This is a genomic window from Polaribacter sp. R77954 (genome assembly GCF_044595335.1).
GTDB lineage: Bacteria > Bacteroidota > Bacteroidia > Flavobacteriales > Flavobacteriaceae > Polaribacter.
Map to the genome: position 1 here is coordinate 1,801,755 of NZ_CP138992.1, position 15,323 is coordinate 1,817,077.

Annotated in this window: 10 protein-coding genes and 1 tRNA gene; all 11 read left to right on the forward strand. The window is 31.8% G+C overall.

Annotated features, from left to right (window positions below; all coding sequences use genetic code 11):
* Positions 1 to 130: 130 nt before the first annotated feature.
* The 11 genes from SJY27_RS07710 to SJY27_RS07760 all read left to right on the forward strand — a co-directional run bounded on the left by SJY27_RS07710 (position 131) and on the right by SJY27_RS07760 (position 15,256).
* Entirely contained in the window at positions 131 to 346 is a 216-nt protein-coding gene (locus SJY27_RS07710; protein WP_397447682.1) for a zinc ribbon domain-containing protein, read from the forward strand.
* 121 nt (positions 347 to 467) lie between these two features.
* Positions 468 to 878 carry a DUF2452 domain-containing protein gene (locus SJY27_RS07715; protein ID WP_397447683.1) on the forward strand — a complete coding sequence of 137 codons (411 nt, stop codon included), beginning with the start codon at positions 468 to 470 and terminating at the stop codon, positions 876 to 878.
* 32 nt (positions 879 to 910) lie between these two features.
* The gene (gene folB, locus SJY27_RS07720; protein ID WP_397447684.1) at positions 911 to 1,267 is read left to right on the forward strand and encodes a dihydroneopterin aldolase; all 357 of its coding nucleotides are present in this window, start codon (positions 911 to 913) and stop codon (positions 1,265 to 1,267) included.
* A 60-nt stretch (positions 1,268 to 1,327) separates the two neighbouring features.
* Positions 1,328 to 1,398 (forward strand) — tRNA-Cys (locus tag SJY27_RS07725).
* 215 nt (positions 1,399 to 1,613) lie between these two features.
* Complete coding sequence (locus SJY27_RS07730) at positions 1,614 to 2,615, forward strand: GntR family transcriptional regulator (protein WP_397447685.1); 1,002 nt, start codon at positions 1,614 to 1,616, stop codon at positions 2,613 to 2,615.
* 4 nt (positions 2,616 to 2,619) lie between these two features.
* Positions 2,620 to 4,104 carry a xylulokinase gene (locus tag SJY27_RS07735; RefSeq protein WP_397447686.1) on the forward strand — a complete coding sequence of 495 codons (1,485 nt, stop codon included), beginning with the start codon at positions 2,620 to 2,622 and terminating at the stop codon, positions 4,102 to 4,104.
* A gap of 29 nt (positions 4,105 to 4,133) precedes the next feature.
* Positions 4,134 to 5,459, forward strand: coding sequence for a xylose isomerase (gene xylA / locus SJY27_RS07740; protein ID WP_397447687.1), 1,326 nt, complete (start codon positions 4,134 to 4,136; stop codon positions 5,457 to 5,459).
* 2 nt (positions 5,460 to 5,461) lie between these two features.
* Positions 5,462 to 7,498, forward strand: a complete 2,037-nt coding sequence (locus SJY27_RS07745) for a transketolase family protein (protein WP_397447688.1) — start codon at positions 5,462 to 5,464, stop codon at positions 7,496 to 7,498.
* A 10-nt stretch (positions 7,499 to 7,508) separates the two neighbouring features.
* Positions 7,509 to 8,162 carry a fructose-6-phosphate aldolase gene (gene fsa / locus SJY27_RS07750; RefSeq protein ID WP_397447689.1) on the forward strand — a complete coding sequence of 218 codons (654 nt, stop codon included), beginning with the start codon at positions 7,509 to 7,511 and terminating at the stop codon, positions 8,160 to 8,162.
* Positions 8,163 to 8,324: 162 nt separating this feature from the next.
* The gene (locus SJY27_RS07755) at positions 8,325 to 9,407 is read left to right on the forward strand and encodes an aldose epimerase family protein (protein WP_397447690.1); all 1,083 of its coding nucleotides are present in this window, start codon (positions 8,325 to 8,327) and stop codon (positions 9,405 to 9,407) included.
* Positions 9,408 to 9,712: 305 nt separating this feature from the next.
* Complete coding sequence (locus tag SJY27_RS07760; RefSeq protein ID WP_397447691.1) at positions 9,713 to 15,256, forward strand: alpha-2-macroglobulin family protein; 5,544 nt, start codon at positions 9,713 to 9,715, stop codon at positions 15,254 to 15,256.
* The last annotated feature ends 67 nt before the right edge of the window (positions 15,257 to 15,323 follow it).

Consider the following 15,323-nt stretch of genomic DNA (forward strand, 5'->3'; position numbering starts at 1 on the left):
TCCTCGCTCATACTTCGCTGTGGGTTTTCCACTGCAATCCCTAACGCACCCTATTTAATAGCTAAAGTTTTTTTGAAAATTGTAACAAACCCTAAAATTCTACTACTTATTTAATAAACAAACAAAACTTATGAGTAGTCAAATACGAAATTACACCTGTCCTAAATGCAATTGTAACACCTATAAATTAGGTGAAATGCGTGCTACAGGAGGCACATTATCAAAAATTTTCGATATCCAAAATCAGAAATTCACCTCTGTAACTTGCGAAAAATGCACCTATACCGAATTTTACAAAACCAAAACCAGTGGTATTAGTAATGTTTTCGACTTTTTTACAAACTAAAAAAACATCAAATTTGTGCTTATTAATTTTTAATGAGATTCTTATTCTGTAAAACAACGAGTAGCAGTTAAAGTTTTCTAAAAAAGAATTTGAAGGCTAGTAATTATTGTATTTTTGCAAGATGAAAAATGATGCAAAAAAACCAGATTTGGTTGTTTTTAATGAAGAAAGTCAGCAATACGATGCCGCTTTAAAACCCTATGGAACTTCTGCAAGTTCACCTGTTATAAAACCATTAAATACAGCAAGTTGGAAAAATGACGGAATTCAACGAGTAAACAAGCAATTCAAATCTAAGTTTGATGAAGTAAAACAGCAATACGAAGAACTGATGCAAAAGTTTCAATACAATGATTTGGTGTATAATGCTAAATTTAGTTTTGAGCCTAATATTGGTGAAACCTATCATTTGTATAAGAACAAAAAAAACGAATCTTTTTTATCTATTATTTCACCACAACAATGTAGCTTCAAACATTTAGGTTCTTTCAGATTAAATTCTGATAAAATGTGGGAAAAATTAGATAAATAATTATGAGACCTTATAGGTTTAAAAATATTAAAATGGGGATTATAAAAGTAAACAACATTAAATTATACGCTTTTCATGGTTGTTTAGAAGAAGAAGCAAAAATTGGATCTTGGTACAGAGTAGATGTTGAGGTGAAAGCAAATTTGCAACAATCAGCCAAAACAGACGATTTAGCAGACACTGTAGATTATGTGCATTTAAATCATATAGTAAAAGAAGAAATGGCTACCAGATCTAAATTGTTAGAGGAAGTTGCACAACGAATTTTAGATCGTTTCTTTAAAGAATTAATAATGATTAAAAAAGCAACAGTTTCAGTTTCAAAAATTAACCCACCCATTGGAGGAAATGTAGAAGAAGTTGTTATTATTTTAACAAAAAAAAGATAAGTTTAAAAAACACTTGCAATACTTATAAAAAAACGTAAATTTGCAATCCAATAATAAAAAGGTGTCTTGGCCGAGTGGCTAGGCAATGGTTTGCAAAACCATGTACAGCGGTTCGAATCCGCTAGACACCTCAATAAAAGACAACCACCCAAATTATAAAAATTTAGGTGGTTTTTTCTTGCTCATTATTTACTTTAAAACTTTATAGATATCCCTAAGTATAATTTAGTTGTAATTTAACACACAGAATAGAAATATTTTTTTCACTAAAAAAGAACATAATTCCATTCTAAAATTAGAATATGAAAAAAAATATAGTTAATATTGCATACCAGAACAGAACAGCATGACTAGGAACGCCATATCATTTAATATAAATCACAATAGTGATGTCCCTAAATACCAGCAAATTGTAAATGCAATTAATGATGGTGTTTCTAAGGACATGATATCCATTGGCGACAATCTACCTTCTGTAAATAGTGTATGTAAAAAATATAAAATATCTAGAGATACTGTGTTTAAGGCGTATTCAATTCTTAAGGAAAATGGTGTTATTGAAGCTGTTCCTAATAAAGGATATTATGTATCAGGCAAAACAAAAAAAGTGCTTTTAATTTTAGACACATTTAAGGCGTATAAGGAAGTTTTGTACCATTCATTTACTAATAATTTACCAGATACATTTATTACAGATGTTCAATTTCATCATTATAATATTGATAATTTTAAGACCATTATAAATAATAGTATTGGTAAATATTATAAATATGTAGTAATGGGTTTTGATGATGACACTATCCCTTCAATATTATCTAAAATTAATAATGATGATTTACTTTTAATAGATTGGAACATCAATGCTACAAAAGAAAATAGTTTTGTTTTTCAAGATTTTGGACAATCGTTTTTAGACGCTTTACAAGAAGGAGTTCATTTATTTAAAAAATATAAAGAGATTCAATTTTTATACCCCCCTTTTACAAGTCATCCTTTTGAAACAGTAAAGTATTTTAAGAAATTTTGTAAACAAAATAATTTTAAATATAAAATTATTAGTGATACAAAAGATTTTCTCGTAGAAAAAAATATCGCTTATATAAGTGTTAGCGACAGAATACTGGGGTTATTTTTAGAGCAGTGTAGAGATAAAGAGTATGAACCAGGAGTTGATGTAGGTTTTTTATCTTATAATGAAACTCCAATGAAAAAATTTATTTATAAAGGAATTACAGTTGTCTCAACAGATTTTCAGAAACAAGGAGAGAAAGCTGCAGAATTTGTAATGGAAGATAAGAAAATACAATATTTAGTACCAACAAAATTAACCATAAGAGAATCATTATAAAGATATGTATTATATAGGGTTTGATTTAGGGAGCTCATCAATTAAAGCTGCCTTAGTAGAAATTTCAACAGGAAAAAGTATTGGTGTTGTTCAAGAACCAAAAACCGAAATGAGCATGCTTGCTCTAAAAAATGGATGGGCAGAACAAAAACCAGAAGAGTGGTGGAAACATATTTGTAAAGCCATAGAAAATCTTAAAAAAACGTATAACGTTTCTAGAACACAAATTAAAGGTATTGGTATTTCATATCAAATGCATGGTTTGGTTTTAGTAGATAAAGAGGGTAAACCACTAAGAAAAAGTATCATTTGGTGCGATAGTAGAGCTGTAGAAATTGGTAAAGAAGCATTTGCAAATATTGGCAGTGAAAAAAGTTCAAGTCATTTGCTAAACTCTCCAGCAAACTTTACAGCTTCAAAATTAAAATGGGTAAAAGACAATGAACCAGAGGTATACAATAAAGCTTATAAGTTTATGTTACCTGGTGATTATATAGCGTATCGTTTTTCAAACAAAATAAATACCACAATTTCTGGGCTTTCAGAGGGTATCTTTTGGGATTTTAAAAATGATACTGTTGCAGATTTTCTTTTAGATTATTATGGTATTGATAAATCCTTAGTACCAGAGATTGTAGATACATTTGGTTTGCAATCTGTTGTGGATGAAAAAGGAGAAGAAGAAAGTACGTTGGCTGCAGGAACTCCTATATTCTATAGAGCTGGAGACCAGCCAAACAATGCATTATCTTTAAATGTGTTTAATCCAGGTGATGTAGCAGCAACAGGAGGAACATCAGGAGTTGTATATGCTGTAACCGAAAGTTTATCAGGAAAAGAAAGTACAAGGGTTAATAATTTTGCCCACGTAAACTATAAAAAATCAGTTCCAAGAATTGGTAAATTATTAAATATTAACGGAGCTGGAATTCAATACAGATGGTTGTTAAATAACCTATCTGTAGATTCTTATGATGAGATGAACCAATTGGCTTTAAATGTTCCTGTAGGTTCAGATGGTGTATGTATGCTACCTTTTGGAAATGGTGCAGAAAGAATGCTAAATAATCGAGAAATTGGAACTAGGTTAGTCAATTTAAATTTAAATAATCATCAAAAAGGACACGTTTGTAGAGCAGCTCTAGAAGGTATTGCATTTTCTTTTGTGTATGGAATGGATATCCTAAAATCTGATGGCATAGATATTAATGTGATGCGAGCTGGAAACGATAATTTATTCCGTTCAGAGATATTTGCGAATACAGTAGCTACATTAATAAATCAAGAAATTGAAATATATAACACTACAGGAGCAATAGGAGCTGCAAGAGCTGCTGGTTTACATGAAGGTGATTTTGAATCGTATGGAAAATTGGTTGAAGATAACGATCATGTCATGACTTTTATGCCTTTTAAAGATAAAGCACCTTACTTAAAGGCATATGAAAACTGGAAAAAAGAATTAAATCTTATTTTAAACAACAAATAAAACAATATAAATTTTTAAAACACAAAACAATGGCATTAATAGGTAACAAAGAATACTACAAAGGTATTGGCGAAATTAAATTTGAAGGAAAAGAATCAGACAATCCTTTAGCATTTAAATACTACAATCCAGAACAAGTGGTTGCAGGTAGAAAAATGAAAGATTGGTTTAAATTTTCAGTGGCATATTGGCACACATTCTGTGGGCAAGGAGCAGATCCATTTGGTCCTGGAACGCAAAATTTTGAGTGGGATAAATCTGGAGATGCAATTGTAGCTGCAAAAGAAAAAGCAGATGCAGCTTTTGAATTTATCACCAAAATGGGATTCGATTACTACTGTTTCCACGATTTCGATTTAATTAGAGAAGGGGCAACATTTGCTGAGTCAGAGTCTAGATTAGCTACGATTACAGAATATTTAAAAGAAAAACAAGCAGCTTCTGGTGTTAAGTTACTTTGGGGTACTGCAAACTGTTTCTCAAATCCACGTTACATGAATGGAGCATCAACCAACCCAGATTTTAATGTGGTTGCAAGAGCTGGTGGACAAATAAAATTAGCTTTAGATGCTACTATGGCATTAGATGGAGAAAACTATGTATTCTGGGGTGGTCGTGAAGGTTATATGAGCCTTTTAAATACTGACATGGGTCGTGAGTTAGATCATATGGGGCAGTTTTTAACAATGTGTAGAGATTATGCTCGTGCTCAAGGTTTTAAAGGAAATTTCTTTATTGAGCCAAAACCAATGGAACCATCTAAACATCAATATGATTTTGATAGTGCAACTGCTATAGGATTCTTAAAAGAATATGGTTTAGATAAAGATTTCAAAATTAATATTGAAGTAAACCATGCTACTTTGGCACAACATACATTCCAACACGAAATTGAAACTGCAGCAAAAGCAGGAATGTTAGGTAGTTTAGATGCTAATAGAGGTGATTACCAAAATGGATGGGATACAGATCAATTTCCAAACAACATACAAGAAACTACAGAAGCAATGTTAGTTTTCTTAAAAGCTGGTGGTTTACAAGGTGGTGGTGTTAATTTTGATGCTAAAATCAGAAGAAACTCTACAGATTTAGAAGATGTTTTTCTTGCTCATATTGGTGGTGCAGATACATTTGCTAGAGCTTTATTAATTGCAGATAAAATTATTACGTCTTCACCTTACGAAAAATTAAGAACAGAGCGTTATGCTTCTTTTGATTCTGGTAAAGGAAAAGAGTTTGAAGCTGGTAAATTAAGTTTGCAAGATTTATATAAAATAGCTCAAGAAAATGGAGAGTTGCCATTACAAAGTGGTAAGCAAGAGTTATTTGAAAATATCATAAATCAATATATCTAAAAATGAACCAACAAATAGATCAAAAAGCAGCAGATAACATAAGAGCCTTAGCTGTTGCTATGGTAGAAAAAGCAAAATCTGGTCATCCAGGAGGTCCTATGGGAGGTGCAGATTTTATGCACATATTATATTCTGAATTTTTCAATTTTGATCCTTCAGATATGACTTGGGCATTCAGAGACCGATTTTTTATGGATGCAGGGCATTTATCAACTTTAATGTATGCACAATACTATCTGTTAGGAAACTACAAAAAAGAAGATGTTGCCAATTTTAGACAATGGGGTTCTATAACTCCTGGTCATCCAGAAGTAGACGTTAAAAGAGGTATAGAAAATACTTCTGGACCTTTAGGACAAGGTCATACCATGGGTGTTGGAGCAGCAATTGCAGCAAAATTTTTACAAGCTCGTTTTGGAGATTGGATGAATCATAAAGTGTATGGTTTTATTTCTGATGGAGGTGTACAAGAAGAAATTTCTCAAGGAGCAGGTAGAATTGCAGGGCATTTAGGATTGAGTAATTTTATTATGTTTTTCGATTCTAACGATATTCAACTGTCAACTTCAACGGATGAAGTGACAACAGAAGATACAGCAATGAAATATGAATCTTGGGGATGGAAAGTTGTAACAATTGATGGTCATAATCATGATGAAATTAGAAAAGCATTAACGGATGCAAATAACGAAACAGAAAAACCAACACTTATTATAGGTAAAACTATTATGGGTAAAGGTTGTGTTACATCCGAAGGAAAAACTTTTGAAGGAGAATGTGAATTACATGGACAACCAATAGGAGCTACTGGAGCAGATTATACCAAAACACTACTAAATTTAGGTGCAAATCCAGAAAGTCCTTTTGATATTTATGCAGATGTTAGTGAGTTCTATCAAAATTTATTAAAAGAAAAAATAGCAAAAGCTGCTCAAAAGAAAGAAGAAATTGCTGCCTGGAGAAAATCAAATGCAGTACTTTCAGATAAATTAGATTTCTTTTTATCTGGTGAATTACCAGAATTAGATTTTGAAGGAATTGTACATAAACAAGGTTTGGCATCAAGAGCAGCTTCATCTGGAGTTTTAGCGTATTTAGCAGATAAAGTAGAAAACATGATTGTTTCTTCTGCAGATTTATCTAATTCAGACAAAACAGATGGCTTCTTAAAGAAAACACAAGCAATTAAAAAAGGAGATTTTTCAGGTTCATTTTTACAAGCGGGTGTTGCAGAATTAACCATGGCATGTATTGCAAACGGAATTGCGTTACATGGTGGAATAATTCCTGTAGTAGCAACATTCTTCGTGTTTTCAGATTATATGAAACCAGCCATTCGTTTAAGTGGAATTCAAGAATTGGGTGTAAAGTATGTTTGGACACATGATGCGTTTAGAGTAGGAGAAGACGGGCCAACACATCAACCTGTAGAACAAGAAGCACAAATAAGATTGTTAGAAAAATTAAAAAACCATAGTGGTAAACCAAGTTTCTTAGCATTACGTCCTGCAGATTCTGCAGAAACAAGCGTGGCTTGGAAAATGGCGTTAGAAAATAAAGATACACCAACTGGTTTAATTTTATCAAGACAAGGAATTAAAGATTTGGCTGCTAAAGGAACTTCAAGATACAATGATGCTTTAGCTGCAGAAAAAGGTGGTTACTTAGTAAAAGAAGTAGAAAATCCAGATGTAGTATTAATTGCAAATGGTTCAGAAGTATCAACTTTAGTAGATGCTGCAGAGATTTTAGAATCAGAAAATGGATTAAAAGTAAACATTGCATCTGTTATTTCTGAGGGTGTTTTTAGATTGCAATCTAAAGATTATCAAAACTCTGTAATTCCTAAAAACAAACCCTTATTTGGTTTAACAGCAGGTTTGCCAGTAAATTTAGAAGGGTTGGTTGGTGATAATGGAAAAGTTTTTGGTTTAGACCATTTTGGTTATTCTGCTCCAGCAACTGTACTAGATGATAAGTTTGGTTTTACAGGAGAAAAAGTAAGTAAAGAAGTATTAGCATATTTAAAAACAATATAAAACAACTAACATGAAATTTTTTATTGATACAGCAAACTTAGAAGAAATTGCAGAAGCACAAGCTTTAGGGATTTTAGATGGTGTAACTACAAATCCATCTTTGATGGCAAAAGAAGGTATCACAGGTGCTGAAAATATTTTAAATCATTACAAAAAAATCTGTGAAATTGTAGATGGAGATGTTTCTGCAGAAGTAATTGCAACAGATTATGAAGGAATGGTGAAACAAGGAGAAGAATTAGCAGCTTTAAATCCGCAAATTGTAGTAAAATTACCTATGATTGCAGATGGTGTAAAAGCATGCAAATACTTTTCTGATAAAGGTATTAAAACAAATGTTACTTTGGTTTTTTCTGTAGGACAAGCCTTGATAGCAGCAAAAGCTGGAGCAACGTATGTATCTCCTTTTTTAGGAAGATTAGATGATATTTCAACAGATGGTTTACATCTTATTTCAGAAATAAGACAAGTGTATGATAACTATGGTTTTGAAACACAAATATTATCAGCCTCTGTACGTCATACAATGCACGTAATTAACTGTGCTAAAATTGGTAGTGATGTAATGACTGGACCTTTATCGTCTATAACAGGATTGCTAAAACACCCATTAACAGATAGTGGATTGGCAAAATTTTTAGAAGATTATAAAAAAGGAAACTAAGTTTTAGAGAGAAATTTTTATGACTTTAAGTAAAAAGTATTCGGTTTTTACCACTATACTTTTACTATCAAACATAAAAAGATATACCTTTTTTATCTAAGAGGTATATCTTTTTATTTTGGCTTAATTACTTTCTCAGTTTTAAATGTAATATATAAGATTATGAACTCAAAACAAATAAAAAATACCTCCATTACTATTTTAGAAGAAGTTTTTGGAACAACCAGAGATAATGTTTCCGTAAAAAGTTTTACTTTAAAAAATGAAAAAGGAATGGAAGTAAGTATTATTACTTATGGTGGAATTATAACTTCTTTAAAAGTACCAAATAAAAAAGGTGTTTCAGAAGATGTGGTTTTAGGATATAATTCATTGACAGATTATGAGAAATCATCACCTTATTTTGGAGCTTTAATTGGTAGATATGGTAATAGAATTGCCAATGGTAAATTCTCTATAGATGGCAAAGAGTATAGTTTAAAAACTAATAACGATTCAAATCATTTACATGGTGGTGTTAAAGGTTTCGATAAAGTAGTTTGGTCTGCAGAAGTTTTAAAAGAAAAAGGAGCTTTAAAATTATCGTATGTAAGTAAAGATATGGAAGAAGGATATCCTGGAAATTTACATACAGAAGTTATTTACACATTAACTAATGATAATACTTTAGTAGTTGATTACAAGGCAACAACCGATAAAAAAACAATTGTAAACTTAACCCAACATTCTTATTTTAATTTATCTGGAGACTTTTCTAAACCTATTTTAGATCATATTGTAACAATAAATGCAGATAAATTTGTGCCTGTTGATAAAAATTTAATTCCAACTGGTAAGTTAAAAGACGTGGCAAATACCCCATTTGATTTTAGACAGCCAAAAACAATTGGTCAAGAAATTAATGCAGAAAATGAGCAATTAAAAAGAGGATTAGGGTATGACCACTGTTGGGTTTTGAATGACCAGAATAAAGGATTTCGTTTTATATCTTCTGCTTATGAACCAAATAGTGGTAGATTGTTAGAAGTGTTTTCTAGCGAACCAGGAGTACAATTATACACAGGTAATTTTTTAGACGGAACGTTACCAAATAAGCAAGATGGTACCTATGCACATAGAACAGGTTTTTGTTTAGAAACACAACATTATCCAGATTCTCCTAATCAAAAAGAGTTTCCATCAACAATTTTGAAACCAGAAGATGTATATTTAACTAAAACCTCATTTAAATTTTCAGTGAAGTAAATTTATAAAAACCTGCATATTAATAGTGTCTAAGAACTCATGTTTTAGACCCTATTTGCAAATGTTACCATCAGTTTAATGGGGATGTAACTTGTTATCTATTTACAAAATATCCGATGTTATTGTCGGCCTAGATTCTAAGTTTATGTAAACACTTTTTACAGGATTTATAAGTAAAAAATAATATTAATTTTGATTAAGATTGTTTATTTTCAAATTCTAAAGAAATTGTTACGAATTCTAATTGGCTCTAAATCTCCATAATTAATTGTTTATTTTTGAGTTGTATTGATAAAATCGCAACTATGAAAACAAAACACAACCTTTTTACTTTCCTTTTTTTTATCCTAATATTTTCTTGTAAAAAAGAACCTGTTAAAACAGATAATATTTACAAGTTTAAAGAATATGTAAGTTATACCACATCAGGAGTAATTTCTGTTACAGAAAGCATTGATATCAGTCTTAGCAAAGATGTAGAAGGTTGGATAGCCAACCAAGAAATTACAGATAACCTGATTTCTATACAACCTTATGTAAAAGGCACTATAAAAACAGCTAGCAATCACGCTTTTATGTTTATCCCCAATGAAGATTTAAAAGCAGACACTGAATATACAGTAGTAGTAAAATTGGGTGATATTTATAATGATATTCCTAAAGAATTCAAAGAATATACTTTTCAATTCAAAACAATTACACCTAATTTTTCAATTCAAACAAAACCTTTACAATCTTACTCTAAAGAATATCAATACATTGCTGGTGAACTAAAATCTGCAGATATCATTACTTTAAGTGATGCCAAAAAAATGCTTGATGCATCACAAAAAGGGACCCCAAAAAATATCGTTTGGAACGATTCTTATCAGAAATCAAAAGTATTCGAATTCAAAATCGATAGTATTCAGCGTTTTATAAATGATAGTAAATTACAAGTAAAATGGAATGGAAATGTGATTCATGCAGATAATACTGGAGAAAAAGAAATTTTAATTCCCGGTAAAAATAATTTTAAAGTGATTAGCGTAAATGTGGTAAACGCAAACGAGCAATACATTTCTATCAACTTTTCTGATGCGTTAAAAAAACAGCAAAGACTTAGAGGTTTGGTGACTATTCAAAATGTAAAAAACCCTAGATTTATCATCAACGGAAATCAATTAAAGGTATTTTCCGATAAAAAGTTTCAGGGTAATTGCACAGTTTCAGTTTTCCCTGGTATAAAAAATACCGATAATTATAAACTCAAAGAAACTTTTAAAGAAGTCATCACTTTTCAGCAAAAGAAACCACAAATTCGGGCAATTTCTAAAGGAACGATCTTGCCAAATTCAAATGAATTGACCTATAACTTCGAAGCTATTAATGTGAAAGAAGTTACTGTTAGAATCATTAAAATTTATGAAGATAATGTTTTGCAGTTTTTGCAAGAAAATAACATCAACACTAATAATCAGTACGAAATTAAAAGAGTAGGTAGAAGAGTTGCAAAACAGCAAATTACGCTTATTAAAAATGAAGCAAACTATTATCAAAAATGGAAAGCGTATAGCATAGATATCTCAAAAATGGTGGCTACAGAACCTGGTGCAATTTACAGAGTTGAACTAAGTTTTAATAAAAGTCAGACACTTTATAACTGTTCTCAAGACAATGCTATATCAGAAGAATCCAATGATTTTGAAGATGAATATGAGGATTTTAGTGACATTGAAGATGAAGAAGCCAAAGAAGAATTGTATTGGGATAATGAACTCTATCAATATAAAAATTACAGCTATAATTGGCGAGAAAGAGACAATCCTTGTAATGATGCTTACTACAAGGAAAACAGAATGATTGCACAAAATTTATTGGCGTCTAATTTAGGAATCATCGCTAAAAAAGGAACCGATAATAATTATTTCTTTGCCATTACCAATATTGTAGACACCAATGTAGAAGCTGATGCAATCATAAAATTATACAATTTTCAGCAGCAAGAAATTGCTTCAGGAAAAACAAATTCAGAGGGAATTGTAACTATCAATTCTCCAAAAAATGCAGCGTTTGCTATTGCTTCAAAAGGCGTTCATAAAGGCTATATTAAATTATTTGATGGCAACTCACTGTCGTTAAGTAAGTTCGATGTTTCTGGGAGCAAAACTCAAAAAGGGTTAAAAGGATATATCTATGGAGAACGTGGTGTTTGGAGACCTGGAGATGCCATTCATTTAACTTTTGTATTAAATGATGCTGATAATAAATTGCCCGAAAATCATCCTATAAAACTAGAGGTTACCAACCCAAGTGGAAAGTTGATTTATAAAAAAGTAACCACAGAAAATGTCAATAATTTTTACAAATTTACAGTAACCACCAATCAAGAAGCACAAACTGGTAATTATCGTGCAAAAGTTTCTGTAGGAGGTGTAAAATTTTATAAAAACCTAAAAGTTGAAACTGTAAAACCAAATCGACTTAAAATTAAGGTTGATTTTGATGATGAAATTCTAACCAGTACCAAAAAAATAAATGGAACTTTAGATGTAAAATGGTTGCATGGAACACCTGCCAAAAACTTAAAAGCAGAAATTAAAGCTAAAGTTTCATCTACGAATTACAGTTTTAAAAAATACAAAGATTATGTTTTTACGGATCCATCAAGATCATTTTCAACTGAAGAAATCAACATTTTTGAAGGTAAATTAAATGAAAACGGAATTGCAAATATCAACAACGATTTAAAAGTAAGTAAGAATGCACCAGGAATGTTAAAAGTACAATTTTTGGTAAGAGCTTTTGAAAATGGAGGCGATTTTTCCATTGATGCCTTCACCAAAAAATATGCGCCTTTCAGTAGTTTTGTAGGATTAAAATCACCAGAAGGAAACAAGTATGGTTCTTTTTATACCGATGAAAATCAAACTTTTCAGGTTGTTTCTGTAGATGAAAAAGGAAACACAGTGCCTAATAGAACCTTAGAAGTTGAGGTATATCAAATTAAATGGCGTTGGTGGTGGAGTTCGTCTTCAGACAATTTATCGAGATACAGTTCTAGCAGTTATCAAGACAGGTATAAAACGCTAAAAGTAACTACAAATGCAAACGGAAAAGGAAGTTTTAAACTCAATATTCCAGAAAGAAATAGAGGGCGATTTTTAATAAAAGTAATCGATAAAAAAAGTGGCCACGCAACAGGAAGAACTGCGTACTTTTATAAAAATTGGTGGCAAAATTCTACTTCTGGCGATAAAGAAGCTGCAAAAATGTTGGTGTTTTCTGCAGATAAAGAAAGGTATATTGTGGGCGAAACTGCTAAAATTACCTTTCCTTCTGGTTCTGAAGGGCGAGCATTAATCAGTATAGAAAATGGTACAAAAGTATTGGAAACCAAATGGGTAAAAACACAAAAAGGAACCACTTCTGTAGAAATTCCGATTACTAAGAATATGACACCAAACGTGTTTGTAAATATTTCTCTATTGCAGCCACATCAAGTTACAGAAAACGATTTGCCAATTCGTTTGTTTGGGGTAATTCCGATTTTTGTAGAAGATGCAACTACCAAGTTAACCCCTCAAATTTCGATGCCAGATGAATTGCAACCAGAAAAAGAATTTACAGTAAAAATATCCGAAGAAAACAACAAAGCAATGACCTATACTTTGGCAGTAGTTGAAGAAGGTTTGTTAGATTTAACACGTTTTAAAACACCAAATGCGTATCATACGTTTTATGCAAGAGAAGCTTTAGGTGTAAAAACTTGGGATATTTTTGATGATGTAATTGGTGCATATTCAGGAAGTATAGATCAAGTTTATGCCATTGGTGGAGATGGAAGTTTGGCCAAAGGGAAAAACCAAAAAGCAAACAGATTTAAACCTGTAGTAAAGTTTTTAGGCCCTTTTGAATTAGAATCTGGCAATACAGCTTCTCATAAAATTACCTTGCCCAATTATATTGGTTCTGTAAGAACGATGGTAGTTGCAGGTGATGTAAATACAGAAGCGTTTGGAAACACAGAAAAAGCAACACCCGTTAAAAAACCATTAATGGTGTTAGCCACCTTGCCAAGAAAATTATCTCCAAAAGAAAAAGTAACCTTGCCAATTTCTGTTTTTGCGATGGATAAAAAAGTAAAGAACGTAACTGTTCAAGTAATTACTTCAGATGGAATTCAAGTAATTGGAAACAAAACGCAAAACATCAATTTTGAAAAACCCGATGAAAAAATGGTGTATTTTGAGTTGGATGTTTTGAACGGAAAAGGAATCAACACAGTTGAAGTTGTTGCCACTGGAGCTGGTGAAAAATCGACTTATAAAGTGGAGTTAGATGTGGTAAATCCAAACACAATAACATCCAAAGTAATTGACGATAATATAGAAGCGAATCAAACCAAAGTCCTCAACTTTACAACATTCGGTGTTAAAGGTTCAAATACAGCAATTTTAGAGTTGTCAACCATTCCGAATATCAATTTTTCTGGGAGATTAGCCTACTTAATTCAATATCCACATGGCTGCGTAGAGCAAACCACATCAAGTGTTTTTCCACAATTATTTTTATCAGATTTGTTTGATTTGTCTTCGGATAAGAAAACAGAAATCCAAAGAAATATAGAAAAAGGCATTGCACGTTTGGGTAATTTTCAAAAAGCAAATGGCGGTTTAAGTTATTGGTTGGGCGAAAGCTATATTAGTGATTGGGGAACAACGTATGCAGGGCATTTTATGTTAGAAGCTGAACGAAAAGGTTTTGTGTTGCCACTTACTTTTAAGAATAACTTTATCAAATATCAAAAAGAAGCTGCTAGAAATTGGCGACCATCTTACAACAGCTATTCAAGAGATTTAGCCCAAGCTTACAGATTGTATACCTTGGCTTTGGCTGGGAGTCCAGATTTATCTGCAATGAATCGTTTGCGAGAATTTACATCAATTTCTAACGAAGCAAAATGGAGATTAGCAGCAACCTACTCTTTAGTTGGGCAAAAAGAAGCTGCTGACGAAATTATGGGGAAAGCCGACTTAAACTTCTCAGGATACAGTTATTACAATTACGGATCTGAAACCAGAAACAGAGCAATGGCCTTAGAAACAATGTTGCTTACAAATAGCAGTGAAGTAAAAGATGTGGCAAAAAGTATTGCAAAAGATTTATCTGGCAATCGCTGGATGAGCACACAATCTACAGCTTATAGTTTGTTAGCCATTGGTAAAATGGTGGTGAAAAATGGAGGAAAAGCAATTAATATAGATTTCACTCAAAAAGGAAATAAGGAAACCATACAAACCTCAAGTGCTATGGTGCAAAGAACTATTGATTTGAAAGAAGGCGCAAATTCCATCACCATAAAAAATAATGAAAGCAATGTTGTTTTTGCAAGAATTATCAATTCAGGGAAATTGCCTTTGGGGGATGAAATTTCGGAAAGTAGAGGTTTTAATGTATCTGTTAATTATGGGGATTTAAAAGGAAACAAAATTGATATCAACAGCTTAAAACAAGGACAAGATTTTGTGGCAAAAATAAGCGTAAGCAACCCAAAAAATCAAGAAATTAAAGATATTGCGTTAACGCAGATTTTTCCTTCAGGATGGGAAATTGTAAATACGCGTTTCACCGATTTTGGAACTACAGCAAAAAGCGAAGCACGTTATACAGATATTCGAGACGATCGTGTAAATTTCTATTTCGATTTAAATAAAAGCAGAAGTTCTGCAGAAGTGAAAACCTTTACAGTGCTCTTAAATGCAGCCTACTTAGGAAAATATTATTTGCCAGGTGTACAAGTAGAAGCCATGTATGATAACGATTATTTGGTAAGAACAAAAGGACGTTGGATTGAGTTTGTAAAGTAAATCAATAATTTATTAGTTCATCCTGCAAGGTCTCCAAGACCTTGTAGGTATAATTGTACAATCGAGT